Source organism: Propionicimonas sp. T2.31MG-18 (genome assembly GCF_964266745.1).
Taxonomy (GTDB): domain Bacteria; phylum Actinomycetota; class Actinomycetes; order Propionibacteriales; family Propionibacteriaceae; genus Propionicimonas.
In genome coordinates, this window is record NZ_CAXWGX010000023.1 from 58,072 (window position 1) to 71,065 (window position 12,994).

At 70.4% G+C, this 12,994-nt stretch carries 11 protein-coding genes; 5 read left to right on the forward strand and 6 right to left on the reverse strand.

The window, feature by feature from the left end:
- Positions 1-8 precede the first annotated feature (8 nt).
- Positions 9-770: a decaprenylphospho-beta-D-erythro-pentofuranosid-2-ulose 2-reductase gene (locus tag ACFQQJ_RS08275; protein WP_377105600.1), complete on the forward strand. Its 762-nt coding sequence runs from the start codon at positions 9-11 to the stop codon at positions 768-770.
- Between the two features lie 67 nt (positions 771-837).
- Entirely contained in the window at positions 838-1,596 is a 759-nt protein-coding gene (locus ACFQQJ_RS08280) for a phosphotransferase (protein WP_377105601.1), read from the forward strand.
- A 1-nt stretch (position 1,597) separates the two neighbouring features.
- Here ACFQQJ_RS08280 and ACFQQJ_RS08285 read toward each other — a convergent pair whose 3' ends face one another.
- The gene (locus ACFQQJ_RS08285) at positions 1,598-2,389 is read right to left on the reverse strand and encodes an MBL fold metallo-hydrolase (protein ID WP_377105603.1); all 792 of its coding nucleotides are present in this window, start codon (positions 2,387-2,389) and stop codon (positions 1,598-1,600) included.
- A gap of 260 nt (positions 2,390-2,649) precedes the next feature.
- Between ACFQQJ_RS08285 and ACFQQJ_RS08290 the strand changes: the two genes are divergently transcribed.
- Positions 2,650-3,555 carry a VOC family protein gene (locus ACFQQJ_RS08290; RefSeq protein ID WP_377105605.1) on the forward strand — a complete coding sequence of 302 codons (906 nt, stop codon included), beginning with the start codon at positions 2,650-2,652 and terminating at the stop codon, positions 3,553-3,555.
- Positions 3,556-3,860: 305 nt separating this feature from the next.
- Here ACFQQJ_RS08290 and ACFQQJ_RS08295 read toward each other — a convergent pair whose 3' ends face one another.
- From ACFQQJ_RS08295 to glnA, 5 genes are all read right to left on the reverse strand, one after another.
- Positions 3,861-6,356, reverse strand: coding sequence for an FAD-dependent oxidoreductase (locus ACFQQJ_RS08295; RefSeq protein ID WP_377105607.1), 2,496 nt, complete (start codon positions 6,354-6,356; stop codon positions 3,861-3,863).
- Positions 6,357-6,728: 372 nt separating this feature from the next.
- Complete coding sequence (locus ACFQQJ_RS08300) at positions 6,729-7,565, reverse strand: aminodeoxychorismate lyase (protein ID WP_377106317.1); 837 nt, start codon at positions 7,563-7,565, stop codon at positions 6,729-6,731.
- Positions 7,566-7,626: 61 nt separating this feature from the next.
- A complete protein-coding gene (locus ACFQQJ_RS08305) occupies positions 7,627-7,929 on the reverse strand; it encodes a DUF2249 domain-containing protein (protein ID WP_377105609.1) in 303 nt (100 codons plus the stop codon).
- Between the two features lie 79 nt (positions 7,930-8,008).
- The gene (locus ACFQQJ_RS08310) at positions 8,009-8,383 is read right to left on the reverse strand and encodes a hypothetical protein (RefSeq protein ID WP_377105611.1); all 375 of its coding nucleotides are present in this window, start codon (positions 8,381-8,383) and stop codon (positions 8,009-8,011) included.
- A 470-nt stretch (positions 8,384-8,853) separates the two neighbouring features.
- Positions 8,854-10,284 carry a type I glutamate--ammonia ligase gene (gene glnA / locus ACFQQJ_RS08315; RefSeq protein WP_377105612.1) on the reverse strand — a complete coding sequence of 477 codons (1,431 nt, stop codon included), beginning with the start codon at positions 10,282-10,284 and terminating at the stop codon, positions 8,854-8,856.
- Positions 10,285-10,532: 248 nt separating this feature from the next.
- Here glnA and ACFQQJ_RS08320 point away from each other — a divergent pair, with 248 nt between their 5' ends.
- On the forward strand, positions 10,533-10,958 hold the full coding sequence (locus tag ACFQQJ_RS08320; protein WP_377105614.1) for an RDD family protein: 426 nt from the start codon (positions 10,533-10,535) through the stop codon (positions 10,956-10,958).
- 151 nt (positions 10,959-11,109) lie between these two features.
- Positions 11,110-12,936, forward strand: a complete 1,827-nt coding sequence (locus ACFQQJ_RS08325; protein WP_377105616.1) for an ABC transporter family substrate-binding protein — start codon at positions 11,110-11,112, stop codon at positions 12,934-12,936.
- Positions 12,937-12,994: the final 58 nt, after the last annotated feature.

The window sequence follows — 12,994 nt, forward strand, 5'->3', positions numbered from 1 at the left end:
AGATTCACGTGATCGACGCGACCGGCAATCCCCAGACCGTGCTGCTGCTCGGTGGCACGTCCGAGATCGGGCTGGCCATCGTAGGCGAGTACCTGTCCCGGCAGCCCGTCCGGGTGGTGCTCGGCGTCCAGCCCGGCGACGAGCTGCGGGAGGCGACCGTGGCCTCCCTGCGGGAGCGCGGCGCCTCTGCCGTCGACGTCCTCGACTTCGACGCGATGGACGCCGACAGCCACCCCGCCGTGATCGACGCCGCCTGGCGGATCGCCGACATCGACGTGGCCATCGTGGCCTTCGGCCTGCTGGGTGACGCCGAGCAGCTGTGGCAGGACCAGGCGGCCGCCGTCCGCGTCGCCCAGGTGAACTACACGGGCGCGGTGAGCGTCGGCGTGCTGCTGGGCCAGAAGATGAAGGCACAGGGGTACGGCCAGATCATCGCGATGTCGACCGTCGCCGGAGAGCTCGTGCGCCGAAGCAACTTCGTCTACGGCTCCACCAAGGCCGGCCTCGACGGGTTCTACCGGCTCCTCGGCGAGACGCTGGCCCCCTTCGGCCCCAAGGTGCTGGTGGTGCGTCCCGGCCAGGTGCGCACCCGCATGTCCGCGCACGTGAAGGACGCGCCCCTCACCGTCGACAAGGAGGACGTCGCCCGCCAGGTCGTGGACGCCGCCCGCAAGGGCGAGAAGCTGATCTGGGTGCCGCCGGCCTTCCGGCTCGTGATGATGGTCCTCAAGCACATCCCCGGCCCGATCTTCCGGCTGCTGCCCCTCTAGCGGACGGCGAGCGGTGGGGGAGCCACCCGCGGGCGCGGGTGTCGCGGCGTCGTCGCCGGCCGGGCGGATGCCCCGCGCGGTGGCGATCCCCGGCGTGCCGGGCCTCAACCCCCACCTCGCCTTCGGCGACGCGCGCGTGCCGGAGGTCGTCGCCCGGCTCGCGGCCGGGCGTCCGGTCGAGCCGGTGTGGCGCAACGAGATCGGCGGGCTGACCTGGGCCGTCGACGGCGGCGCCGAGTACGTGAAGTACGGGCCGCCGCACGGGGAGTTCGACACCGCCGCAGAGGTGGCGCGGCTGCGGTGGGTCGGTGCGCACGTAGCGGCACCGCGTCCCATCGACCACGGCGTGGACGCCACCGGCCACCACTGGCTGCGCACGCAGGGGCTGCCCGGCACCTCCGCCGTGCTCGGTGAGTGGCCGGACCGGGCGGCCGAGGTGGTGCCCGAGCTGGGACGCGCCCTGCGTCGCTTCCACGACACCGTGCCGGTGGACGGCTGCGCGTGGGAGTACTCGATCGCCTACCGCCTGACGCGCGAGCCCGGCACCGACACGCTGGGTCGCGCGTGGCCGGAGCTGGATCCGGTGGTCTGCCACGGCGATGCGTGCAGCCCGAACTTCCTGCTGGACGCCGCGGGCCGCTGCGCCGGCTACGTCGACCTGGGCAAGCTCGGCGTCGGCGACCGCTGGGCCGACCTGGCCCCGGCGCTGCTCAGCCTCGGCTGGAACTTCGGCGAGGGCTGGGAGGACGTGTTCCTCGCCGCTTACGGGATCGCGCGCGACGCCGCCAAGCTCGCGTTCTACACCTGGCTGTGGGAGGCCTCCTAGCTCACAGCGCGATCAGCGTCCCGTCGGCGAGCACCTCAGCGCCGCAGCGGGCGAGTTCGGCGGCCAGGTCGTCCAGCGGCGGGTTGTCGTGGGCGAGGTGGACGGCCACCACGCGGCTGCGCTCGTCGACGACACCCTCTGCCCGGAACCGCTCGACGGTGGCGGCGAAGGTGGCCAGGTGCAGGTGGCGTCCGCCCTTGGTGGTGCACGGCCCGAACGTCTCCTCCATCAGCACGAGGTCGACGCGGCGGCCGGCGAGGACGTCCCAGGTGGTCTCCGGCAGGGGCCCGGTGTCCGTGGCGTAGAGCAGGGTCGCGTCCCCGTCCTCGACGAGGTAGCACAGCGCCTCGCCGAAGGCCTCGTGGTTGGCCTCGAGCGCGGTCACCCGGTAGCCGGCGAGCTCGAACTCCTCGCCCGCGGTCACGGTGGTGAAGGTGACCGCCGTCTGGTCCCCGTCCAGCCACTGGCGCGACCAGTCGACGACAGGCTTCGGGCCGGCCAGCCGTAGGGGGGCGCTGGTCACCCAGGAGCGGTGCAGCAGGATCGCGGGATCGAGGTGGTCGTCGTGGGCGTGCCCGGCGAGCACGGCCTCCAGGCCGACGAGGTCGCGTCCGAGCCGGGACACCTGCCGCGGCGCCTCCGGCCCCGGGTCGATCAGCAGCCGGCCGTCCAGCAGCACGGAGGTGGGGGTGCGCAACTCGCCGCGCGCCCGGTGGTCGTCGCAGGTGGCGCAGCGACAGAAGGGGTTGGGGATGCCGTCCGCGGCTCCGGTGCCGAGCAGGAGGACGTCCACGTCAGCCTGCCCGGTGTCGCGTCCGCATGTGCACAGGCTAGGCCACGACGGCCGACGGCCCCGCCGGTTCGCACACCCGCGGGGCCGCCTCACATGAAGGGGGAAACGTTGGCTGCTCTCATCTGCCTCCTGTGCTCTCGGTTGCCCCCTACTCAACTCCCGCTCCCTGTGCCCACCGCGTGGGCGACCTGTGGATCGGGGAGGAGACAAACCGGGCGAGATATGATTGAATCATCAACTACATGGACGAGGAGAGTGTTGTGACCACTGAACTGCTTCCCGCGGACACGCGGATGTCCCAGGTCGCGCTCGACGTGGCGGACCTGGACGCGATGACCCGCTTCTACAGCGAGGTGCTGCTCCTCGAGCCGCTGCGCGAGGCCGAGGGCACCGTCGCGCTGGGACGGGGCGGTCGCGAGCTGGTGGAGCTGCGGCACCGTCCGCACCTGCCGCGCGGCGAGCGTCGCACTGCCGGGCTGTTCCACACCGCCCTGCTGCACCCGGACGCCGGCACGCTGGCGACCGTGCTGGCCTCGGTCGCGTTGCGTACCCCGCAGCTGTACACCGGCAGCGGCGACCACCTGGTGTCGCAGGCGTTCTACCTCGACGACCCGGAGGGCAACGGCGTCGAGCTGTACGTCGACCGGCCGCGGTCGGAGTGGACGTGGAACGGGGACCAGCTCGTGATGGGCACGCTCTGGCTCGACCCCAACGACTTCCTCGCCGAGCACCTCACCGACACCGCCCGGAACTACCTCGAGACCGCGCCGGACCGGCGTCCCGCGCTGGCGGGAACCCAGGCGCAGGTGGTCGGCCACGTCCACCTCAAGGTCGGACAGACCGATCGTGCCAGGGACTTCTACGTCGACACCCTCGGCTTCGAGGTGACCGCGGAAGTCCCCGGCGCGCTGTTCGTCTCCGCCGGCGGCTACCACCACCACATGGCGATGAACACCTGGCAGACCGCCGGCGTCGGCCTCCGCGCGCCCGGCCTCGGCCTCGGCCTGGTCTCCATCGAGGTCCCTTCGGCCGACGACGTCCTGGCCGCCGCCCGCCGCCTCCGCGCCCGCGGCCAGGACGTCGCCCTCGAGGTCTCCGCCGCGTCCGCCCACCTCAGCGTCGACGACCCCTGGGGCAACCGCGTCGAAGTCGCCTCCGCCGCCTGACTCGCGGCCCCGGCCGGCCTCCGCTCCCGAGGGCCAGCCTTCCCGCCCGAGGGCCAGCGTTCCCGCCCGAGGGCCCGCTTCCGCTCCCGAGGGCCAGTCTTCCCGTGCGAGGGACCGCCTCCAGGCGTGAGGGCCAGCCTTCCCGTGCGAGGGCCAGTCTCCAGGCGTGAGGGCCAGCCTTGACGTCGAGGGCCAGTCTCCAGGCGTGAGGGCCAGCCTTGACGTCGGGGGCCTGCACCGGTGCGCTGGCCCTCGGCCACAAGGCTGGCCCTCGGCGTGACCGCGACGTGCGGCGGGGACCGGCGCTAGATGAACAGCGTGGTGCGGGAGTCGGCCGCCTCGTCGAGGAAGGTGGCCACGCCACCGAACTCGACGCCGTCCATCAGGTCGGACTCGGCGATGCCGAGCAGGTCCATGGTCATGGTGCAGGCGATGATCCGGGCGCCGCCGGACTTGGCCGAGGCGATCATCTCCTCCAGGGACGGCACGCCGTTCTTCTCCATGACCCGGTTGATCATCGCGGTGCCGGCGCCCATCATGTTCATCTTCGACAGGCTCAGGGCGTCCGCGCCGGACGGCATCATGGCGGCGAACATGCGCTCCATGGGCTCCCGATCGCGCTTGGGCGGGTTCTTCACCCGCAGGGCGTTGAGCCCCCAGAAGGTGAAGAACATCGACACGTCCTCGCCCATGGCCAGGGCGCCGTTGGCGATGATGAACGACGCGATCAGCTTGTCGAGGTCACCGGAGAACACGACGAACGACGTCTTCGCCCGTCCGGCCGGCATCGACGGCGGGACCTCCGCCGACAGTGCGCCCGCGGCGCCCTTGCGGAACAGCGCCTCGTAGCCGGGGCCCTTCGGGGTGAGCTCGACGAGCTGGTGCCCGTTGCGCCGCGCCCACGCGGGGGCGTCCTTGCCGAAGCCGGGATCGGACACGTTCACCAGGATCTCGTCGCCCGGGTTCAGGGCGCCCATCTTCTCCGTGAGCCTCAGGATCGGGCCGGGGCAGGCCAGCCCCGCGCAGTCGAGGTCGACGCGGACGCCGGTCCCGGGCCGCTCGAGGGCCTTCAGCGACTCGCGCTCGGCGTAGTTCTCCACCGGCGCGGGGGCGTGGTCCTCGGTGTCGAGGTCGTGCCACAGGCGGAAGGTGGTGGACCCGCCGGAGAGGGTGGCGACGTCGGCGAATCCGCGCTGCACGAGCGCCCGCTGGGCGAGGTAGCTGCGGAAGCCGACCGCGCAGTACAGGCGCAGCGGGACTCCCCGGTCCCAGTCCGTGCAGGCGCTGCGCAGCGTCCCGAGCGGCACGTTCTCCGCGCCCGGGATGTGCCAGATCGCGTACTCCTCCGGCGTACGGACGTCGATGATCCGCGCGCCCTCGGTGCTGGCCGGGTAGTCCTGGGCGTACCACAGCCGGAGGTCGCCGCGGATGGTGTTGGACGCGACGAAGCCGACCATGTTGATCGGATCCTTCGCCGAGCCGAACGGCGGGGCGTAGGCGAGCTCGTACTCCTCGAGATCGAACACCGTCGAGCCGTTGCGGATGGCCGCGGCGAGGATGTCGAGGCGCTTGTCGACGCCGTCGAAGCCGGTGGCCTGGCCGCCGAGCAGGCGTCCGGTGGTGGGATCGAAGAGCACCTTGAGGTGCAGCATCGCGGTCCCGGGGTAGTAGCCGGCGTGACCGGACGGGTGGACGTGCACGACCCGGTAGGGCATCTTCGCGGCGATGAGCTGGCGCTCGGTGGCGCCGGTGCCGCCGGCCACCATGTCGAACACCTTCACGATGGAGGTGCCCTGGGTGGAGCGGTACTCGGTGTCGCGTCCGCAGATGTTCTCCGCTGCCACGCGCGCCTGCCGGTTGGCCGGGCCGGCCAGGGGCGCCAGGTGCATGCCGGGCAGGACGGTGTGCGGCGTCTCGACAACGTCACCGGCGGCGAAGATGTCCGGGTCCGAGGTGCGCATGTGGCTGTCGACCCGGATCCCGCCGCGTTCGCCCAGCTCGATCCCGATCTCGCGGGCGAGGTCGGTACGCGGACGCACGCCCGCGGCCAGGATGACGAGGTCGGCGTCGAGGGTGGTGTGGTTGTTCAGTTCGACCCGCAGCCCGCCCTCGGGGCGGGCGGCGAAGGCCGCCACCGCGGTGGACAGGTGCAGCGACACGCCCCTCGCCTCGAGGTGGTGCTCCACCGGGACGGACATCTCGCGGTCCAGCGGCGGCAGGATCTGGTCGGCCAGTTCCACCACGTCGACCCGAGCGCCGCGGTGGGCGAGGTTCTCGGCCATCTCGAGGCCGATGTAGCCGGCGCCGACCACCACCGTGCGCAACGCGGGACGCTTGTGGTCCCTGGTGGCGGCCAGGCCCGCGTCCACGATGGTCTTGATCTGGTCCATGTCTGCAATCCGGCGCAGCACGTGGATCCCGGGCAGGTCGATCCCGGGAAGGGGCGGACGCAGGGCGCGCGCGCCCATGCAGAGCGCGAGCTTGTCGTAGCTCTCGGTGTAGGTGCGCCCGCTGTCGAGTTCCTTCACGGTGACGGTCTTCGCCGCCCGATCGATGGAGACGACCTCGGCGGCGATCCGGACGTCGATGTCGAGCGACTCGCGCAGGCTCTCGGGGGTCTGCAGGAGCAGCCGGTTCCGGTCGGTGATCACCTCGCCGATGTGGTAGGGCAGGCCGCAGTTCGCGAAGGAGACGTGGTGGCTCTTCTCGATGACCACGATCTCGGCGAACTCGTCCAGCCTGCGTGCTCGGGCGGCGACAGATGCTCCGGCGGCAACCCCGCCGACGACGACTAGTTTCACGCTGGGCAGCGTAGATGCCATCGCGGATACACCCGGGGGTATCTCGCCCCGAGGGTGCTGGGCAGGGGCGGCCCCGGACGTCTGCTATCGCGCCGTTGATCCCGCCTCCATCGGCCGTCCGTCCTCGGGGGCCAGCCTCCGTGATTCGAGGGCCAGCCTCCGTTGTCGAGGGCCAGCCGTCGTGATCGAGGGCCAGCCTTCGTGATCGAGGGCCAGTCATGACGCCGAGGGCCAGCACCGGTGCGCTGGCCCTCGGCCAGAAGGCTGGCCCTCGGGTCGTGGGTGGACGTGGACACTGCCGCCGACGCGGGCACAGCCAATGACGCGACCGCAGCCAGCGACGCGGAACGAAAAGAGCCGTCGCCGGGCGGATCAGAAGCCGGCGGCGGTGGCCAGCCTCGCGGTGATCTCGGGGTCGTGGGGGAGAGGGACGCCGTCCAGCTCCCGCAACGGCAGGACGCCGCGGACGGCCGACACCAGCCAGGCGCCGTCGGTGTCGGGCAGGTCGCCGGGACGGAACAGGGCGAAACGGGTGGCGACGCCGTCGGCGCGGGCGGCGTCCATGATGACCTCGATGGTCACCGAGGCGAGCACCCCGGTGCCCTCCAGCGGAGTGGTCCACAGCTGGTCGTCGGCGGCGACGAGCAGCCCGGCGGTCGGTCCCTCGAGCAGGAAGCCGTCGCTGGAGGTGAAGACGACCTCGTCCACGCCGCGCCGTGCGGCCTCGCGCCGGGCAGCGACGTTCACCGCGTAGGACAGGGTCTTCACCCCGCCCAGCAGCCACGGCGCGGACGCGAAGGCGTCGCTGGCGTACCCGCGGCCCAGCGTGGCGGCCCGCACGCCGGCCCTGGCCGCTGTGGCGTCGGGGGCTGCGGTGATGGTGAGCAGCGCGGACACGCCTCGGTCGCTGTGTTCGGGGCCCCGGGTGAGCACGAGCTTCAGGACGGCCTCGCCGTCGGCGTCCCAGGCGTCGAGGGCCTCATCGACGAGGACCCGCCAGTCATCCTCGTCCGGCGCCGGCAGTTCGAGCGCGGACGCCGAGCGCCGGAAGCGGGCCAGGTGCCGGTCGAGGTGGTCGACGCGTGCCCGGCCGTCCACGACGGTCACCCGGGCCGCGTCGAAGCAGCCGTCGCCCCGGGTGAAGCCGAGGTCGTCGGCGATCAGCAGGGGGGTGTCCCGGGGAACCACTCCGCGGCCCATCACGGCCACGACCTGAGGGGTCGGATTCGTCACACCGACACCCTAGGGCCCCCCGGGCCGAGGTCGCCGCTCAGTCCTCGTCGACGAGCCGGGTGATCTTCACGTGCCACTCTGTGGGACCCTCGAGGAGGTACTCCACGGCGATCGGCGCCCGGGCCGACAGCTGGTTGAGCAGCGGGACGGGGGCGTGCGGCGCCACGATCACCAGCGAGCCGCCGGGACGGATCGCACCGAAGGCGCCGAACACCGTGGCGTGGCGGATGGCGTGCGGGATCTGCCGCACGTCCAGCGCGGGCACCCCCTCGTCCCGCCCGCCGCACGAGCACCCGCCGGTGGTGGTGGACGGGGTGTCCAGGTGGACGAACTGGCTCATGTCGCTTCCCTTCTGTCGTCCCCCCGGTGGCCCGGGAGGATGGTGTTCGGCGACGGGCGTCGCCGGGTCCGTGGGGTGGTCACCGCACGACCACCACGCCGTGGGCGCCGTGCTCGGCGTCGGCCATCGCGCGGGTGACCAGCGGGTAGCGTCCCGCCTCACCGAAGGCGGCCTCGACGAACCCGCCCTGCGCGGGCTGGAGCGCCAGCGCCTGCGAGCCGCCGCCTCGGGTGCCGGACGCGTCCCGATCAGGGCGCAACAGGGAGCCGCCCTCGGCGTACACCGTGTCGAACTGCGCGCCGACGACGTGGACGTTGCCCGGACGGGGATGCCCGCTGGGGCGCCACGCCTCGAGCCGCACGGGCGCCGAGTCCAGCCCCGAAGGCAGGAACGCGCCGCCGGGCGCCAGCAGCGCGACGCGTCCACGAGCGACCGGGCGGGGGCGTCGCGTCACCGTCAGCCTGGCGGCCTCCGACCTTTTCTCCAACAGCACATGTAGAAAATATCACCTCGCGCGGGGCCCGTGTCACCGCCGCCGGGCTGCCGACGTGCGGCGCCGCCGGTGACGCTTCCGTCCTCACCAGTGCCGGCCAGCCAGTCGCCGCGTCCCCGCCCGCGCCGGTGGTGGCCTCCAGGGTGAGGGTCAGCCTCCCTGAGCGAGGGCCAGCCTTATGGAACGAGGCCCAGCCACGCTGCGCGAGGGCCAGCCTTATGGCCGAGGGCCAGTACCGGTGCGCTGGTCCTCGGCACCAAGGCTGGCCCTCGCTCAGGGAGGCTGGCCCTCGCACACCAAGGCTGACCCTCACGTAGCAGGGCCGGCCCTCGCACACCAAGGCTGGCCCTCACCGCCTGCACAACCGGCCGCACAAAGGCGAAGGGCCCGGGACCGAAGTCCCAGGCCCTTGCCTGCGTCGAGACGACAACTCACATGTCGTAGTACATCTCGAACTCGTGCGGGTGCGGACGGAGCCGGATGGCGTCGATGTCCGCGCGCTTCATGTCGATCCAGGTCTCGATGAGGTCCGAGGTGAACACGTCGCCCGCGAGCAGGAAGTCGTGGTCGGCCTCCAGCGCGTCCAGCACCGCACCCAGCGAATCGGGAACGGTCGGGACCTGTGCGTGCTCCTCCGGGGGCAGCTCGTAGAGGTCCTTGTCCACCGGGGCCGGCGGCTCGATCTTGTTCTGGATGCCGTCGAGGCCGGCCAGCAGCATGGCCGGGAAGGCCAGGTACGGGTTGCTGGACGGGTCGGGGCAGCGGAACTCGAGGCGCTTGGCCTTCGGGTTGGAGCCGGTGATCGGGATCCGGATGGACGCCGAGCGGTTGCGGCTGGAGTACACCAGGTTGACCGGCGCCTCGAAGCCCGGCACCAGGCGGTGGTAGCTGTTCACGGTCGGGTTGGTGAACGCGAGGACGGCCGGAGCGTGGTGCAGCAGGCCGCCGATGTACCAGCGCGCGAGGTCGGAGAGGTTGGCGTAGCCGGCCTCGTCGTAGAACAGCGGCTGGCCGTTCTTCCAGATCGACTGGTGCACGTGCATGCCAGAGCCGTTGTCGCCGAAGATCGGCTTCGGCATGAAGGTGGCGGTCTTGCCGGCCTCCCAGGCGGTGTTCTTGACGACGTACTTGTACTTCATCAGGTTGTCCGCGGCGGCCAGCATCGAGTCGAACTTGGTCGCGATCTCGCCCTGGCCGGCGGTGCCGACCTCGTGGTGGGCGCGCTCGATGGTGAGGCCCACGCCGATCAGGTTGCGCACCATGTCGTCACGCAGGTCGGCGAAGTGGTCGACCGGGGGCACCGGGAAGTAGCCGCCCTTGTACTTCACCTTGTAGCCACGGTTGCCGCGGCCGTCGGACTCGGACTCGACGCCGGTGTTCCAGGCGCCCGCCTCGGAGTCGATGTAGTAGAAGCCGGCGTTCGACTTGGTCTCGAAGCGCACCGAGTCGAACACGTAGAACTCGGCCTCCGGGCCCATGAACGCCTGGTCGCCGATGCCGGTCGAGGCGAGGTAGTTCTCGGCCTTGCGCGCGATGTTGCGCGGGTCGCGGCTGTAGGGCTCCTTGGTCAGCGGGTCGTGGACGAAGAAGTTCAGCGACAGCGTCTTCGACCGGCGGAACGGGTCGATGAACGCCGTGGTGGGATCCGGCATGAGGGTCATGTCGGACTCGTGGATCTTCTGGAAGCCCCGGATCGAGGAGCCGTCGAAGGACAGGCCGTTCTCGAACACGTCGCCGTCGAAGAAGGCGGCGGGCACCGTGAAGTGCTGCATCACGCCGGGGAGATCGCAGAAGCGGACGTCAACGGTCTCGACGCCCTCGTCCTTGATGTAGGCCAACAGGTCGTCGGCGCCTTGGAACATTGGTCCTCCACAAGTCAGGGGATTGAACGCTGCACACGCTAGGCACGCGCCGTAACCGAGGAGTTGCGTCCATGTTTCAGCCCGGTAACACGCTGCACCAGACCGCTCGTCCGGGTGACGACCCTGCCGCCGAAAGGATGCCACCGGGACGCGGTGCCGCCGCCGGCGTCCATGTTGGGGGACGCGGCCGCGACTCCCCTCCAGCAGCCGCCCCGAGCAAGGACGGAGCTGTTCGCTACGCTCGGGCAATGGCCACCGCGGACGAGGACAGCTACCCCGGCGCGAGCATCGGCCTGCCCCCGACCGGACGCGGCTCGCTGGCCTCCTGGTGGTCGAGGATCGCCGCCCTCGTCCTCGACTGGGGCGCCTGCATGGTGGTGGCGGTCTTCCTGTTCGGCGTGGGCGTCCTCCGCGAGGGCGGCTGGCGGGCGTGGATGATCCTCGCCGTCTACTTCGTCGAGAGCGCCGTGCTCACCGCCCTGGCCGGCGCGAGCTTCGGCCAGTTGATCGCCCGCATCGCGGTCGTCCGCCTGGACGAGCAGCCGCTGGGGTGGTGGCGGGCGCTGGCGCGGGCGGCGATGATCAGCCTCGTGCTCCCCACCGTGGTGATCGGGGCGGAGCGCCGGGGGCTGAACGACCTCGTCCTGGGGACGGTCGTGGTCAACAGGCGATGAGTTGTGAGGTTGCTCTTCTGTAACGAACTGTGTCCGCGGGAGCGTCTTTCGTTGCCGACCCCTGGTCGCACGGGTACTTTTGAGCAATCTGTTCGCGCTCCCCCGACGCGTGTTGCGCTTCCGGGTGGGCGTTCTATGACTGGAGGAAACTTTGGCAACCAAGAAGCTCCTTGCCGCGGCAACGGGCCTGATCGTGGGTGCTCTGGCGTTCACCGCCTGCACCCCGCCGACCCCGAACGCCTCGTCGACCGCATCGACTGCTCAGCCCACGTCCGTCAGTGTGATGTGGAACCAGCCGATGTACTCGATGAACAACGTCACGACCTTCGGCAATGCCACCGCCAATGCCAACATCGTCTACCTGACGAACGACAACTGGATGTACTACGACAAGGGCCTCAACATGGTGCCCAACAAGTCGTACGGCTCCTACGAGAAGACCTCGGACAGCCCGCTGACCGTCAAGATGACCCTCGCGGACACCGCGACCTGGTCGGACGGCGTCCCGGTGACCGCGGCCGACGTGATCCTCGCCTACGGCGCCCAGAGCGGCCTGTTCAACACCGTCACCGGTGACGACGCCGACGGCCTCTACAACGAGGACGGGACCATCAAGGACGTCGGCGCCGGCAAGGTGTACTTCGACTCCAGCTCCGCCGGCCTGGCCCTGATCAAGGACTTCCCGGTCGTCGACGGCAAGTCCGTCACCGTCACCTACTCCAAGCCGTTCGCGGACTGGGAGCAGTACATGACCGCCTTCGGCGCAGGCCTGCCGGCCCACATCGTCGGCAAGCGCGCGCTCGGCGAGGCCGACCCGACCAAGGCCGCCGAGGCCGTCCTGAACGCCTTCAAGACCAAGGACGCCGCCGCGCTGTCCAAGATCTCGAACGTGTGGAACCAGGACTGGAACTTCACCAAGATGCCCGATGACAAGGATCTCGTCGTCGGCTCCGGCCCGTACACCATCTCCGACTACAAGGAGAACCAGTACCTGACGGTCACCAAGAACGCCAACTACAAGGGCGAGCACACCGCCTCGATCGACTCCATCACCGTCCGCTACAACGAGGACCCGATGGCTGCCGTCCAGGCGCTGCAGAACGGTGAGGTCCAGCTGATCTCGCCGCAGGCGACCGCCGACATCCTGACCGCCGCCAAGGCGATCAACAACGTCGAGGTCTACACCGGCGACGAGGCGACCTACGAGCACGTCGACCCGACCTTCAACAACGGCGGCCCGTTCGACCCGAAGACCTACGGTGGCGACGCCGAGAAGGCCAAGAAGGTGCGCCAGGCGTTCCTGCTGACCATCCCGCGTCAGACGATCGTCGACAACATCATCAAGCCGATCAACCCGAACGCCGCCGTGCGTAACTCGTTCATCGTCATCCCGTCCGCGTCGAACTACGCCGCGGTTTCCGAGGCCAACGGCATGGGCACCGCCTACGCCAACGTCGACGTCGAGAAGGCCAAGGCCCTGCTCGCCGAGGCCGGCGCGAAGTCGCCGAAGGTCCGGATCCTGTACGCCAAGTCCAACGTCCGTCGGCAGCAGGAGTTCCGGCTGATGAAGGAGTCCGCGGAGAAGGCCGGCTTCCAGGTCATCGACAACGGCTCCGACGACTGGGGCGCCAAGCTGGGCGACAAGTCCTACGACGTGTCCTTCTTCGGCTGGCAGTCCACCGGCACCGGCGTCACCGAGTCCGACGCGAACTACCGCACGAAGGGCCTGAACAACTTCAGCGGTTACTCGAACAAGGACGTCGACGCTCTGTTCGACGAGCTGCAGACCACGGTCGACGCTGCCAAGCAGACCGAGATCGTCAGCAAGATCGAGAAGATCATGGTGGACGACGCCTTCGGCGTCACCATCTTCCAGTTCCCGGGTGTCACCGCCTACAGCAAGGCGCTGAGCGGCATCGATCCGGTGTCGATCAGCCCGACCATCTTCTGGAACTTCTGGCAGTGGAAGATCAGCTGATCAGGCTCTAGCACAAAGGGTGGTGGCCGCGTCCGCGCGGCCACCATTCCCACTTCTG

Excerpts from the sequence above, each read along its gene's own strand:
- ACFQQJ_RS08305 (WP_377105609.1), bottom strand. The coding sequence starts at position 7,929 with ATGAGCCAGTTCGTCCACCTGGACACCCCGTCCACCACCACCGGCGGG.
- glnA (WP_377105612.1), bottom strand. The coding sequence starts at position 10,284 with ATGTTCCAAGGCGCCGACGACCTGTTGGCCTACATCAAGGACGAGGGC.
- ACFQQJ_RS08280 (WP_377105601.1), top strand. The coding sequence starts at position 838 with ATGCCCCGCGCGGTGGCGATCCCCGGCGTGCCGGGCCTCAACCCCCAC.
- ACFQQJ_RS08320 (WP_377105614.1), top strand. The coding sequence starts at position 10,533 with ATGGCCACCGCGGACGAGGACAGCTACCCCGGCGCGAGCATCGGCCTG.